This is a genomic window from Photorhabdus sp. S10-54 (genome assembly GCF_963878145.1).
Taxonomy (GTDB): Bacteria; Pseudomonadota; Gammaproteobacteria; order Enterobacterales; family Enterobacteriaceae; genus Photorhabdus; species Photorhabdus kayaii.
Window position 1 is genome coordinate 70,682 of sequence record NZ_CAWNXG010000020.1, and the last position, 15,412, is coordinate 86,093.

11 protein-coding genes and 1 pseudogene are annotated in these 15,412 nt (G+C 38.1%); 5 read left to right on the top strand and 7 right to left on the bottom strand.

Annotated features, from left to right (window positions below):
* Nucleotides 1-200: 200 nt before the first annotated feature.
* The 5 genes and pseudogenes from AACQ83_RS12850 to AACQ83_RS12870 form a co-directional block, all read right to left on the bottom strand.
* Nucleotides 201-1,883 (bottom strand): OmpA family protein, encoded by a 1,683-nt coding sequence (locus AACQ83_RS12850; protein ID WP_112878043.1) that lies wholly within the window; start codon nt 1,881-1,883, stop codon nt 201-203.
* 16 nt (nt 1,884-1,899) lie between these two features.
* Nucleotides 1,900-2,544: a type VI secretion system protein TssL, short form gene (gene tssL / locus AACQ83_RS12855; protein ID WP_112878044.1), complete on the bottom strand. Its 645-nt coding sequence runs from the start codon at nt 2,542-2,544 to the stop codon at nt 1,900-1,902.
* Nucleotides 2,545-2,637: 93 nt separating this feature from the next.
* Nucleotides 2,638-2,861: pseudogene (locus AACQ83_RS12860) on the bottom strand (type VI secretion system contractile sheath small subunit); the annotation flags it as partial.
* A gap of 824 nt (nt 2,862-3,685) precedes the next feature.
* Nucleotides 3,686-4,126, bottom strand: coding sequence for a hypothetical protein (locus AACQ83_RS12865; RefSeq protein ID WP_112878045.1), 441 nt, complete (start codon nt 4,124-4,126; stop codon nt 3,686-3,688).
* A 388-nt stretch (nt 4,127-4,514) separates the two neighbouring features.
* The gene (locus AACQ83_RS12870; protein ID WP_112878046.1) at nt 4,515-5,720 is read right to left on the bottom strand and encodes an MFS transporter; all 1,206 of its coding nucleotides are present in this window, start codon (nt 5,718-5,720) and stop codon (nt 4,515-4,517) included.
* Between the two features lie 419 nt (nt 5,721-6,139).
* On the opposite strand from AACQ83_RS12870, the gene AACQ83_RS12875 reads away from it, so the two are divergent.
* From AACQ83_RS12875 to AACQ83_RS12895, 5 genes are all read left to right on the top strand, one after another.
* Nucleotides 6,140-7,078 carry a fucose-binding lectin II gene (locus AACQ83_RS12875; protein WP_112878047.1) on the top strand — a complete coding sequence of 313 codons (939 nt, stop codon included), beginning with the start codon at nt 6,140-6,142 and terminating at the stop codon, nt 7,076-7,078.
* 452 nt (nt 7,079-7,530) lie between these two features.
* The gene (locus tag AACQ83_RS12880) at nt 7,531-8,571 is read left to right on the top strand and encodes a fucose-binding lectin II (RefSeq protein WP_112878048.1); all 1,041 of its coding nucleotides are present in this window, start codon (nt 7,531-7,533) and stop codon (nt 8,569-8,571) included.
* Between the two features lie 534 nt (nt 8,572-9,105).
* Nucleotides 9,106-10,554: a flavin-containing monooxygenase gene (locus AACQ83_RS12885; protein WP_112878049.1), complete on the top strand. Its 1,449-nt coding sequence runs from the start codon at nt 9,106-9,108 to the stop codon at nt 10,552-10,554.
* Between the two features lie 668 nt (nt 10,555-11,222).
* A complete protein-coding gene (locus tag AACQ83_RS12890) occupies nt 11,223-12,185 on the top strand; it encodes a fucose-binding lectin II (RefSeq protein ID WP_112878050.1) in 963 nt (320 codons plus the stop codon).
* A gap of 445 nt (nt 12,186-12,630) precedes the next feature.
* Nucleotides 12,631-13,662, top strand: a complete 1,032-nt coding sequence (locus tag AACQ83_RS12895; RefSeq protein WP_112878051.1) for a fucose-binding lectin II — start codon at nt 12,631-12,633, stop codon at nt 13,660-13,662.
* 134 nt (nt 13,663-13,796) lie between these two features.
* Here AACQ83_RS12895 and AACQ83_RS12900 read toward each other — a convergent pair whose 3' ends face one another.
* Both AACQ83_RS12900 and AACQ83_RS12905 read right to left on the bottom strand, forming a co-directional pair.
* Nucleotides 13,797-14,528 carry a hypothetical protein gene (locus AACQ83_RS12900; RefSeq protein WP_240000790.1) on the bottom strand — a complete coding sequence of 244 codons (732 nt, stop codon included), beginning with the start codon at nt 14,526-14,528 and terminating at the stop codon, nt 13,797-13,799.
* Nucleotides 14,529-15,228: 700 nt separating this feature from the next.
* Nucleotides 15,229-15,412 (bottom strand): transposase (locus AACQ83_RS12905; protein ID WP_370446037.1); only part of this gene is annotated, 184 nt, incomplete at its 5' end.

Below are 15,412 nucleotides of genomic sequence, written 5' to 3' on the forward strand. Positions count from 1 at the left end.
TCGCTTGTTGTTTGAAATGCCCCCATTCTCAGGTAAAAATTTATCTGTCTGGCGAGGTTATCCCGGCCAGTTTTACGTTTAACAAACACTTCATCCACTGAATTAAAAGAGTTGCCATACCCGCGTATGGCAGTCTGTTAGCGTGTTAAGTCTGATTCCGTTCATGCCAAACATCAGAGTGAATGGTGTTGACGTCTTCATCAGCCCAAGTGATTTTCTGGTCGTTGGCAGGCGACCACCCTCGGCGGCATCAGACTGATTTCAACCCTACGATTGACAGCACGCCCCGCTGCGGTTGTATTGGTAGCGATCGGCCGCGTTGCACCTTCACCTTTTATGACAAAGCAAGTCGGCGATACATCACTGGTTTGTAATATCCAATCTCGTACTGCTTTTGCCCGCGCCAGCGACAGTACGCGGTTTTTTGCAGCATCACCGGTTGAATCAGTATGACCTGTTATCACCACCATCCAGCCCGGTTTAGCTTTAATCTCGATCAATGCGTTCACCAGCACTTTGGCCGCTTCTGGCTTAAGACGTGACTGTCCAACGTCAAACAGTGACATGCTGCTCAGGTTCAATGTCTGTGGCAACGGCTTGCCACTCTTCGGTACAGGAGGCGAAGATACCGGTAACACCGCATGGTTGATCACAGCCATCAATGGCGTATAAAGGCGATCACCTAAATAGAGTCCTAACCCTAAACGCACCGGCTCGCCATCACGTTGATATTTTTCCAGCAACGTCGCATCGAGCTTAAGTTGATGGTAAGCCTGAACTTTTGCGTCGCTATCTTTCACGTCAACTACCTGATAATGCTGTAAATCACTGCGTATCTGGCGTAACAGGCGCAAGTTGTTCCAGACACTGGAGGCCAACGCCAGACAAACAAACCCGCTCAGTAGGCCGATGCCCCAGATGACCGCTCGTCGGTGCGGTGTATGACCAACATGATGTGGCAACAGGCGTAACATAGCATTGGGAAACGGCGATAAGTTCACCGCCTCAGCAATGCTGTAGCTAATGCGGGGTAAAGTGGTACGATCGACCAGCCATTTCGTCCATAAGCTGTCTGCCTGTGGCGTTTGTGGCAAAAACGTCAGCGCCATTGCTATCGGGTAACAAGGCCGACTGGCCAGCTCCAGGGATCGACATTCGTTCAAGATGTTTTCTACCATCCAACGTTGCCATGCCGCCGCCACAATCGCTTGTTGTAAACGTGTGACGCGTTGCTGTGCATCTCCTTCGGTCAACCAGATATTCATCCCAACAGCGGCATGTTTTTCTCCCCATACCGTCATTGTCGAGCTATCTGCCTGTAGCTCGAACCACGGGCTGATATCGCCATCAAGATAGCTGGCGATCAATACTGGTGTATGACAAGCGGTCAGCTGAGTAACACGATCAACCTGATAGCGAAGTTCCCTGATCTTTGCCGCCATCACCACGTGATCCCATTGCTGTTCAGGAAAGAGTGTTAATAACACGCTGATCTGGCTACACCAATCAGGTCTGGCTGCAATAATCGCTTCTACCAGCGTACTCATTTCACTTTGTTTCGGCACACAGATAAAACAGCCCTGCGGCGTGAAGCGTACCGGTTCTTCCGCAAACAGGGTTGCCACGCTATCTCCGCAGGTTAGCACCACAGGCTGGCGCCACGAAGCAGCAGGTAATGCCGCCATCAAACGGCAAATACTGGCCTGATGGGATATTTCAAGTGTGGTACATCCCACCCACCACCAGGCAATCACCGTTACCATCAAGATCGCAGCCAACCACAATGCAACTGATACATTCCCTAACGGGAGAAAAAATAGACATAACAGCGCCGCCAGAACACCAGCTAAAAGCCACAACATTCGTTTTAATACGCAACTCAATTTGCTCTCCTTAGCCTTACCCAACAGACAAATATTGCTGAAGGTAGAGACGCAGACCGCACCACACTAAAGTTACTCCGGCTATGGCCAAGCATCCCCAAAACCACGGAGAGCGTGCACGCCAACATTGGCCCTGATGACAGTCTGCATTGACGCGTATCATCTGATGGGGTTGCACCACCATCACCCCGGCACGATCAGTCAAGATATCCAGTAATGACTGACGTTCCTGAGAAATTTTTTCCAAGTCACCCCCCTGAAAGCCCAATGCCAATACACGCTGGAAACCCGCTAATACCAGCAGAGAGGGTTGTGGTTGATTCAACACTTGACGTATACGTTCAAACAGCCTTTCTCCAGCATGGTTGCTATTGCAAAATAGTGTCTGCAACGGCGTTTTCGACCAAGTTTCATAGCCATTATTCCGCTCAGGGCGTCTGAGTATGGTTTCATCCAGCAACGCACACAAGGCATAGATGATGTGAGCCATGTGCTCTTCGCTGATACCACTTGCACTTAATTGCTGCCGAGCCTCTTCTATCAACTCCACCCCTTTTTGATATAACGCCTCACCGTGCATCGATTTATCACCGCTTTTTAGCGCAATGACTAACATTCCAATGTCAAGCATCAGGTCATCAATTAAAATCTCTTTGTTCATAGATCCTCCTCAAGGAAACCCCAGGGATGAATCAGCCCCAGACGCAATACAGTTGTTGGTCAGTGCCTCCCAACGCGCTTGTTGCTGAAATTGTGAGGGGCTAAATTCAGCTAATACGCTGTCAAAATTGTTTTTATTTATAGAACCTTTTTCTCGTTCCGAGAGTGAGCGCTGTTCCTGCCCGTTGCTGTAATCACCCATGACCAGTAATTCCAACGGTAGCTCAACCTTTTTCCGTGCACCGCCAGTATGTAAATCCAATTTAATATTAATACGCAACGCGACTTAGAGACTTCATTTTGAAAACTTGCAGTCATTGATGGCTCCTTACTACCAAAAACAGAATAAAAACATCATGTGTCACGGCATGACATTTTTATGAAATAACAAGCTTTATCAGATAGTTATGAATCCGATAATTAGACAAACAGCAAATATGAGGGAATGAATAATGGCATCTCAATTGACGAATGGCTTAACAAAACAACCGATGCAAAATAACCTCAAACTATACTCACGCTAACGAAAGAATTACCGTAGAAAACATCCAACAAAGAAAAAATTAATCTTATATAGATAATAAGAGGTACAACCTCAACAGAAGTTAAACAAGATAAAATTAAATAAAAATAAATAAAATCCAGGAAATTCTTAATGACATTTCGTAACCAATTATAATTGTTACTATTTTTAATTCTTAATTTGTTACAAATTGTAATAATCTGTAATAACCAGTAAAAATATGCAATAAATATCGGATAATTGTTATTATTTCACGACTTTATTTTATCTTTTTTACTCAAATGATATTGATTATTAATTGTATCAATATCTCCATCAACCAGCGTATTAACCTATACGCAGTACAACTCACTTCATTAAGCAGATTTGTTCTTTATTACAATAAACGGTAAACGAAATAATTTAATGAGATAGGTATTAGAGAGATAAACGATTTCTACGCGTATCAGCATTTCAATAATTTAATTATTAGTTCAAATAAAAACTTGCCTAATAGTCAACCATCCGAACTATCGACAAGACAATCAAAAATACTGAACAACACGCGGAGAAATGCTTTCATTTCAACAAATATCTATTGGTACAGCACGTTATCCGATATATTCAATATCTCATAATGCTATATCATTTCCAGATCAATATTATTATCATTAAAATTCAACGTCAGTATCTTATTTCCTCCACCTCGATTATTACCAGGGATCTCTAATGCATTATCGTAAGTGAATTCCCTATTTATAGAATACTTAACCGCGTTTTCATTCGGTGGATTACAATAATCCTGAAATATCCAAATATTAAATTCAAATTCAGATTTAAATCCTCTTTCAGTATAGATATGAATGGCTTTATTAGGTTCATATTTATCACCTATCCAGGGAGCCCATAAATTGCCATGCCATTCAGACATTTTATCCACAGAGAATCTTTTCCTGGCAACATATCCATGTTCAACGACAACTTTACACGGCATTTTATTATAAATAGATTTAATATTTGTTACTCCTGCGATAATATTAATAGCTGGTTTATTCTGAGTGTTACTTAATTTTCTTTCCATTTTATTCACCTATATCAATTAGTAAGTTAAATAATAATTTTGATAGGATTTATACCCTATGGATTTCAAGATGCATCGCGACGGCAAAGGAGCGAATCCCCGGGAGCATAGATAACTATCTGACCGGGGTGAGTGCAGCCAACAAAGAGGCAACTTGAAAGATAACGGGTATATAATAACTTCATCCTTTCGCACACTATAATCCAGCATTGACCTAAATTATCCTTTCAACATTAATTTCCCCCTGTGACATTACACTTAAAATAACATTAACCTCTTATTAATCACGCCTACCCTCTTATATCAATGATTAGCCTTAAATTAAAATATAGCGCAAAATCTATATTTTATCATTAAGGCCAGCTCACATATCTATCGTTATTTTCCCTTAATTGCTATGGTAAGCATTATCCATTAAATTTTTCGTCCCTCTTTTCATCATCCGGGCTAATTTTATTACGTATATAGGTAATACCAGAGCGCTAACCATAGTCAGTATGAAAATAGGCCGCACGTTCTCAGCAATAATCTCCTTACCATCTAAGAAAATGGAGGAGAAGAAGAACACCACGCCGGCGCCTAAATTGGAAAATGCCATCTGGAGGGCACCAAAACCTGCTCGGTTTTCAGGGGTCGAGGCATAAGAAGCGAGCACATTTGCAGCCATCACCTGTACATAAGTCGCGAACATAAAAAGTGAGAAGAAAACGTATCCATTTATTTTTCCCGTTAATCCCAGAAAAATATTAACAATAAATAACGTCGCCGCGGCAATGGTAATTCTCTGAGGAGGGTATCTATCGCAAAGTTTCCCGGTTAAATAAGTACCCAACCAAGACGCAATACCACCGCAAAAGAATACCAGTGAAACTTGATTTTCCGGGATATAAAATACATTGGTTAATAGCGGAGCAAGTATCGGAATAAGCATGAAGGGACTAAAATTACTGACGCCACTTGCCATTCCAGCTAATGTTATTTTTTTGGTCAGCACAATTTTGTTCTGATTATTTTTTACTTTCTCTGTTCCTGGGATAAAGAAGAGGATCAGAGGCAAACTCACGATACATAAAATAACGATCAGTAAAAAAGAGACTTTCCAATTAAAACTCTCGGCCAAATATAAACACAACGGTATACCTAAAATACTCACAAATGAAAAAGATGAAAACGCAATTCCCAATACCCTTCCCCGCATACTTTCCGGGGAGTTATTCAGTAAGATGCCAATTCCTACTCCCAATGTCACCCCACCAAACAGACCGGCAACGATACGTAGCAGAATAAGTTGGTATGGTTCTGAGGAGAAAATCGTCAGGAACGTAATCAGGCCAAGAAGCAGGGTGTTTAAAATGAGAACCTTTCTTTTATTAAAACGATCAATAAAGAAAAAGGATGTCAGGCCAGAAAATACCGAGGAGAAAACATAAGCACCGGCAATAACCCCCGCCATCGTAACCGGCATGTGAAAATCTTTCGACATATAAACAAAAAGCGGCGTTACCATCATGTACTCTAACGCATTAATAAACTGAACTAATGCGACAACCATTGCAATAATAACTATCTGATTATTTCCAATTAACTTCGACATTATGAGTCCCAATTTCTGTTGGCTTAAATTTCATCGACACAGTAAGCAATTTACATCACACGCAGAGCAAAAAAAAGCACTATGTATCATCACAGTAAGAGCCTGACGTAATCAGACTTGGGATAGCTAGTAATGGTAAAGCAGAATAATCAAGCAGCAACAATTTCAACAACCTATTCATTGTCAGAAGTAAGTAACAAAGGCACTGTCTTTACCGAAATAATCATTAGGGTTGATACTCAATCGGCAAGCGTTTATCGCTACTGCTATCCCGACTAAGAATCACAAAAAGTGAAGCCCCCCTATTTATCACAATGGCTCAACTTAAAGAATTATTGGGCGGTAATAGGATGAGCTCAGAATAATTTCAAGGGATATATCAACGATCAGAAACACATAACAAACTTTCTGGAGAAATTATGGCGAATATACTTAAATATGGTGATACCGTAAAAATATTAAATAGTTTCAGAAACTGGGATGGTGGATATCTTAGTGTATATGGAACGAGCGGTATTTCAGATGGAAAATATACTGTGATAACCACTACTCAAGCCGGAACATTCTGGCGAATTGAATCAGCAACGGGCAAATCTGTCGGCAGTGAAGTTATTAACAACGATACTATTTTACTCCACAATCTTTATCAATGTGATGGCGGCTACTTAGGCCATTATGCAGCATCAAATCAACAGGTTCCAGAAGGAGAAATATACCCGATACACACATCAGATAAAAATATTCGTCCAGAGACATTAGAGTGGATTATTTATTCTGACATGCCATCTATTGATGGAAAAATCAAAGAAGATGAAAGTATTACGCTATATAACCGTTGGGGAACCAGAGGCTTTCTCGATACTAATGGTTGGGTTGGAGTCCCTGAAACAGTATGTCATGTATATACTTCTGCTAATAACCTCCGCAAACCTTATACCGGCCTGTGGAAAATGACACAAGTTAAAGATCCTTGTCTCCCGGTTACCAAACCCTCCAATTGCGCCGGAGAATGTGGCACTAGTGACGGCGGTAAATATTGCTTCCAGTTACCTCAAAGTATTCGATTTGGCCTGATAGCTTATACTAATACAACCACCCATCAACAAACAGTAAAAGTCTATATTGACGATCTTCTGGTAGATACATTCACCGGCAAAGGAACCGATACCAAAGCTTATACATCAGGTACAGGTAAAATCTGTATCGAGATTATCGGGGATGGCAAACCCTGTAAACTCCGTTACTCCTATAATACCCTTGATGGAAAACCGGGAACAGTAACTATTGGTGCCGAAAATGACGCCAATAATAATTACAATGACAGTGTGGTCGTATTGAATTGGCCACTGGTGAATTAGTTTAAAATACCCAGCTAATTTCACCACAAAAAATCATTAACAAATTAAAGCGGTATTATATGCCGCTTTTTTATGACATAAATATCATTGATAAAATATATTTCTAAGCATTACCACCCCTCATAAAAATGAAAAATACTGAAAAAGATGTTAAAAAACACAATCTAATGCTTTAATTCCCATTTGATTTATATATACCTTATCTCTTAGCATGTATTTTTATTTCTGCAAAGATACAAACAAATCAAATCGATCAGAAAATCATTAATATATAATCTTGATTACAACCCATCACTGGAATTAACCTTCAATTATACAAATCATTCTGCATCACCAAATATATAAAAAATTGCAGAGTTAAACTTGGAGTTTTCAACACCATTTTTAAATCTATTTCAACTGAAAATCAAAATAATACGTTAAGATATAATTACCATGAAGGATATATAACAATGAATACATCCAGTTATCTTTTTCTTAACTCGGAAAATATTAAATACAATGAAATATCTGGCCATAATGGGGTGTACGCAGGTTATCCCCAACCTGTCAGTAAAGATTGGCCTAATCTTCCTGTCGAATTCCAAAGACATATTGACGATGTGATTAATTTAAATGGTTATTTGTATTTCTTTAAAGGATCACAATATCTTAAATTCGACATCGCAAAAGCTCGAGTAGCTGAGGGACCTAAACCCATCGTGGAAGGATGGCCCGGATTAATAGGAACCGAATTTGAAAATGGGATAGATGCAGCTACGGAATGGATAGATATAAAAACCCCTGACATTACCGATGTCGTTTGCTTCTTTAAAGGCAGCGAGTGTATCGATTATACTGTAAGTTCACATACGATTAATCAGAAAACGATTTCAGAAAAATTGGGAACAACTGGTAAATATTCAGAATTCAGTACAAATCTGGATGCCGCAATTTTATGGAGAACTCGTGGATACCATTATATCTTCATTTTCAAAGGTAACTCTAATATCCGATTTAATCTGAAATTAAATGCTATCGATGGGGGACCAACGACCCCTAATAAAATTAATTGGCTAGGAGTTACCTTCAACAAAATTCAAGCTGCGGTATCAGTTGATACAGATTTGTTAGGTAGTCAAAACTGTGGCGGAACATGTGGTAATAATGACACTGGTAACTACTGTTTCCAATTACCACAGAGTACCAGATTTAGGCTAACAGCCTACACAAATACTGATGTTCATCAGCAAACGATAAAAATATATATTGACGACATTCTGGTAGATACATTAACCGGCAAAGGAGTTGATAACTTAACCGCCACTAAATCTTACTCATCAGGTACAGGTAAAATCTGTATTGAAATTACAGGAAATGGCAAACCCTGTAAACTCCGTTACTCCGATAATACCCTTGACGGAAAACCCGGCTCAGTCATTATTGGTGCTGAAAGTGGTACCGAGGGCAATTACAACGATAGTGTGGTGGTATTAAACTGGCCCCTAACATGAAAATGATTAGGAGGAATCAGTCAATAATAAGTAAAAATTAAAACACTTGAACAACTTCACATGTTTAAAATAATTCAGAGAATATCTTCTTCTCTGGATTATTTTATCGAATTAACCGAAAAATATCCCTATGAATAGCTAGGATCTAAACTTTGGGAAGATATTCATCAATAAAATACATCTGTTCTCCCACTCCGCTAAATTCTGTCAGGTTCACTTCGAAATCCTTTCACCGTACAATATCGATTCAAACGCAGGCAGAAATGCTTGAGCAAATTTCTGGTTGTATTTGTTTCATCTATAACGTGACTTAAACACGGTTCCCAATATTCATATTGAAGGGTTGAAAATATTCTCAGGCTAATTATTTATTTGTGGCGTCAGAAAATATTGACACGTTAAACGCTTGTAATGAGCAATGTAAGACTAAAGCAATCTCATATTACTATGCTACTGTCAGTGCCGATAAGAATCACGTTGCTTTAACTAGGCAAGTTTCAACTGTTTAAAAAATACATTGCAGGAGAAATAACAATGGATAACTATTATGATGTTTTGATTATTGGCGCGGGTATTGCCGGCATTGGTGTAGCATGTCATTTGACAAGGAAATGTCCTGATCAGAAGTTTATTATCTTAGAACGTCGCCAAAGGATAGGCGGTACTTGGGATTTATTTCGCTATCCCGGCATTCGCTCAGATTCAGATATGATGAGCTATGGCTATGAATTCCGCCCCTGGACAGACACCAGTATTTTTGCCGATGGGCCCTCAATTAGAAGTTATATCAATGCAACGGCAAAAGAGTATGAAGTTGATAAGAAAATAGAGTTTGGGCTAAAAATCACTCAGACTGACTGGTCAAATGCGACTCGCCAGTGGACCGTTACCGCGATTGACGAAATCAGTGGGGAAACTCGGCAATTTACCTGTCGCTTTCTCATCGCTGCAACAGGTTATTACAACTATGATGAACCTTATTTACCTAAATTCCCCGGCATTGAAGATTTCAAAGGCCCGGTAATTCACCCTCAACTCTGGCCTGAAAAGTTGGACTATAAAGGAAAACGGGTTGTTGTAATTGGTAGTGGTGCGACAGCAGTTACTTTATTGCCTGCAATGGCACATGATACTAAACATATCACGATGCTACAGCGCTCTCCCAGTTACATCTTTTCAATGCCTGGAAGGGATAAGATAGCAGAGCTTTGCAAAGGCATTATTCCACAGCGCTGGATTTACACATTGAGCAGAAAGCGCAATCTTTTTCTATTTCGCTTAATTTATAAAATAAGTCGACATTTACCTACATTATTGAAAGCGTTTTTACTGGCATTGGCTCGCAAGCGTGTCGGCCCAGATTTTGACATGAAGCACTTGACGCCAAAATACATGCCGTGGGATGAACGGCTCTGTCTTATTCCCAGCAATAATCTATTCAAGGTACTAAAAGAAGGTAAAGCCTCTATTGTTACTGACCATATTGTACGTATAACTGAAAACAGTATTTTATTAAAATCGGGCAAGGAATTACCCGCAGATATTATTGTTACAGCAACTGGGCTGAAATTACATTTTCTTGGTGGAATTGAACTCTCTATTGATGGGCAAAAGCAACAAAGTCATGATCGCATGCTTTATAAGGGAACGTTGATACAGAATATCCCTAATTGTGCCTGTGTATTTGGTTATATCAATAACGCTTGGACATTGAAAGTTGATCTATCTGCGGATTATATCTGCCGTTTATTGAACGAGATGGAGCGTCGCGATGCTACCGTTGTGACACCACATGCTCAGCCAGGTGAGATGCAGGAGGACGAACATATTTTTGGTGCTTTGCGATCTGGTTACGTAAAACGTGCAAACGACTTGCTTCCTCGTCAGGGATATAGTTCAAACTGGCAGATTCCACATGATTACAAAAAAGATAAACAAGTTTTGGGGCAGCCTATAGATGATGTCGCGTTGCAATGGAAATAACCACACAAAATTAAAAATCAGTGGTTATATACCCTATGGATTTCAAGTTGCATCGCGACGGCAAGGGAATGAATCCCCGGGAGCATAGATAACTATGTGACCGGGGTGAGTGAGTGCAGCCAACAAAGAGGCAGCTTGAAAGATGACGGGTATATATCCCTAAAGTTCGGAATTTAACAGTTTTGATGTAAAAGCCAAATTCTATTTTGACACAATCAATTCAGTTTGGTGATAAAAAATAATCATATATCAAAGTATTAATTTATTAGAATTGTATCCTTCGTGTCAATAAAAATTAAGTTTTTATTTTCCTATCACTATTAAACAATTTAACTTAATAAATAATGTAAATAAAGCGGAAAATGCGATTTTTACACAGTTCAAGATAGAAATATCGGAAATTAAGTAAAGGAAATTTTAGTGGTATGTTCATTGTCAGAGGAAAGAAACAAATTATCGGTATTCCTTCAGAAAACATTAATGTTCATAATTAACAAAATCAGGCGTTAATCACTATTTTTAGGATTACAAAAACGTTGAGCATTTTGCTGATTTTAATAACCTATTCTGAGATAACCCAGAAAATTATAAAACAGAATAATTAAGCTAGGGTAATTTCAGTGTCATACTCATTGTTAAAAATAAACCACAAACATTAAGGATAAATTATGGCAGATATACTTAAATATGGCGATACAGTAAGAATATTAAATGGTTACAATAACTGGCAAGGAGGATATCTCAGTACACATGGAAGTAATGACATCCCGGGCGCAAAACATAACGTATTAACTGTAGCTCCCTCCTTTTCTGATCTAGGGGTAATATGGCGAATACAATCAGGAACGGGAAAAGCTATCGGCAGTGAAATAATTAATGATGATATTATTTTGCTTCATAATCTGGCTTTCTGCGATGGTGGCTATTTGGGATATTATGATGGCCCAAATCAACCGGTACCAAGTGGAGAAATACATCCGATAGTCACATCTGATATAAATACTTATTCTCCAAAAACATTAGAGTGGATTATTTATTGCGAGACACCTTATTCTATAAAGGGAAATATCATAGAAGGAGCAATTATCAGCCTACATAATCGATGGGGAAATAAAGGTTTCCTTAATAGTTATGGTAATGCCAACAAACCAAACACGTTATATGGTGTATCTCTTTCTGGTAATAGCGCTCGTAAAGTACATAAGGTAGACCAGTGGAAAATGGAAAAAATCAATGATCCTTGTCCGCCTACCAAACCCTCAAATTGTGGTGGAGAATGTGGTACTAGCGACACCGGTAAACACTGTTTCCAATTACCTCAAAGTATTCGATTTGGCCTGACAGCTTACAATAATACGAACATTCAGCAAACGGTAAAAGTCTATATTGACGACCTTCTGGTAGACACATTAACCGGCAAAGGAACAAATAATCCAATGGCGACCAAAACCTACACATCAGGTACAGGAAAAGTTTGTATTGAAATTGAAGGAGATGGCAAACCTAGCAAACTGCGTTATTTTGATAATACCCTTGATGGGAAACCGGGAACAGTAATTATCGGCGCCGAAAATGGTACCAATAATAATTACAATGACTGTGTCGTGGTATTAAATTGGCCTCTGGTGTAAATTAAAAACACTGTGATAAATTTCACCATAAGCAAAAATAATATTTACCAATTAATTAAAGCGGTATTATGCCGCTTTTTACTATGCTAAATTCATTATTAACCAAATATATACCAAGGTATTATTATTCAATAAAAAACATTCAAAGAGAATATTTTAAAAATATAAACCATGTTTCACATCTTATTTATACAATAAAAATCCATCTCTTATCATAGTATTTTTATTTTTGCAAAACATCAATGATATTAAATTCATCAATTATTTATTAATATACAACCTTGATTACAAACCATCAATGAAATAAACTACTCCACATCACTCTGCAAATAATAAATACAAAACAATCATAATCAAAGCTTTGAATATCATTTTTATTATATATTATCTAGAAATAGTAAGTTTAAATAATTAAACAATTAATCACCATAGAGGAGATATAACAATGAATACAAATACCTACTTATTCCTTGATGCAGAAAACATTAAATATCATGATGATGCACAAATAAATAAAGGGGACACTCCCCAACCTATCAGTAAAAATTGGCCTAGCCTTCCTGTCGCGTTTCAACGACATATTGACGATGTAATTAATTTAAATGGTTATTTATACTTTTTTAAAGGTTCGCAATATCTCAAATTCGACATAAAGAAGTCGCAGGTGATTGAAGGGCCAAAACACATTATAGAGGGATGGCCGGGATTAAGAGGCACTGAGTTTGAAAATGGGATAGATGCTGCCACAGAATGGGTCGATACAAAACGAGATGTTGTTTGTTTCTTTAAAGGTCGCGATTGTATTGATTATACCGTTAGTTCACACACAATTAGTAAGAAAACGATTTCGGCCAGGTGGGGAACTACCGGAAATTACTCTGGATTCAACTCTAATCTGGATGCTGTTATTTTATGGAGGAATATTGCTGGCTATTTAATTTACCTTTTCAAAGATGGTAATTATATCCGATACAATACAAATTCAAATACTATTGATATTGGGCCTACATCCACCCAATCCGGTTGGCCTGGAGTCACCTTCCCCAAAATTCAAGCGGCAGTCTCTGTTGATGCAGATTTATTAGGTAGTGACCGTGGTGGCAATAGTAGCTGTGGCGGAACATGTGGCACCAATGACACCGGTAAACACTGTTTCCAATTACCTCATAGTATTAGATTCGGACTAACAGCCTATAATAATACGAACATTCAGCAAACGGTAAAAGTCTATATTGACGACCTTCTGGTAGACACATTAATCGGTAAAGGAACAAATAATCCAATGGCGACCAAAACCTACACATCAGGTACAGGAAAAATTTGTATCGCAATTGAAGGAGACGGCAAACCTAGCAAACTGCGCTATTTCGATAACACCCTTGATGGAAAACCGGGAACAGCGATTATTGGCGCTGAAAATGGTACTAATAATAATTACAATGACTGCGTGGTCATGTTAAATTGGCCGTTGGTATAAATTAAAAATACCTTGGTAAATTTCACCATAAACAAAAATTATTTTTCGATATTAAAACAATATATGGGGCTAAGAAGAAAGCCCCTTTATATATGTCACATAAGATGGTTAATAATCAGACTCAATACTCCATATTAAAAATCTTGCAAAAATATCGCTCGATCAAATGGTGTTCGGTAAAGAGAATTTTGTTGATCTATTGTAGTGGCATTAGAAGACATACCATACATAATCCCAATCTGGCCTGACGCAAGATTTCCTGTCATAAGCGTGTTCATATTATATTGGCAAAGCTCTACCTTCCATTTATCTGCCACAGTGTTATACCATTCGATAATTAATGTGCCATTATTTGCCGCAAGCAATCCAATTCGCCAACGTGACCAAGTATTTCTAGGCCATTCATAACTCAGTGGAAAACCAGAATAAGCAGTACCTAGGGTCGGTTGCCCTTTATAAATACCATCCGTTTGTTTGCCAACAAAATTGACTGACTGAGTCAAATGAGCCTGAAGATTCCAAACCATGACATAAGGCGTTGCAGTATCAATCGAAGTACCTAATAAAATATTTGGTGGCATATATTGAAGCTTATCTTTATATCCCCCAGTCAAATGAACCGCCATATAGCCGTAACCAATATCTATATATGTACCGCTTGCACTGGTTTTCCTGGATAGCACACATAATGTAATTTCAGGGTATGGATTACAAAATAGGTCAAGCTCACAATAGCAATGTCTGGCATCAACAGTCGTATCTGTTGCAACTCCGAAACATTGACCATAACTACCAGATTTAGACAAAGTTTGTGCCTTAAAAGCTTTCCTTCCCCCAACATTGACTATATCCCAGGCGCTAGTCACATTGGCTGAATCCTTAAACAACACGCCAGCTCGCTGTGTTGTCGCATCTATCCATCGACCTTCAGGATATAAATTTGGCTCCCATACCGTTATTGGAACGGAATTGGAATTAGATAAATCTTCAATTCAGATTGAACTTTCATGTTGTTCTAATTTCATGACTAAAATATCCCCCTATATAAAGATAAAATTACACTTCAATCTTACTTTTTATACCTAAAATCAGGGTTAGATTTAATTTAAAAATAAATAAAAATCATCATAATTATTTAAAAAAAAGAAGAAAAACCCAACCAAACAAAATAAAATACCAGCTACAGGAATTTAAAAAATCAAACAAAAAAAAACAGCATTGAATTCACTAATGAATTGTTAATATATAGCTTTATTTATAATCCATTAATGGTATTAATTTTTACATATACAAAATAACTTTTCAAAACATGGATCATTTGGAGAAAACTCAGTCCAATTTTTGTGATCTGATCAATCGCAAAAAATCCCAAACCACTAAACGGACTGAGTTATAACTATAATAGCACTAATATCCCGAAATGAACAACACCAGATAAAAAAATAAGAGAAATGATGAAATTTTTGTATCTAAATTATCTGTCAGTTAAATATTAACATTGAGTTAAAAATCAGTGAAAATAATATAAATCATCTATGGTAGATTCACATAATAAGTGCAACATCGTTAATCTGGAAGTAAACATGTTCGTATTCCCTTAAATAATTCATTCGGTGTTTTCCCACCCCGTGTTTTTCGGGGGCGATTATTTAATCGGTTTACCACAAAATTTATTTCCTGATCAGAGATTTCATTAAAATCGGTTTCCTTTGGAAAGTATTGTCTGATTAACCCATTGATATTCTCATTG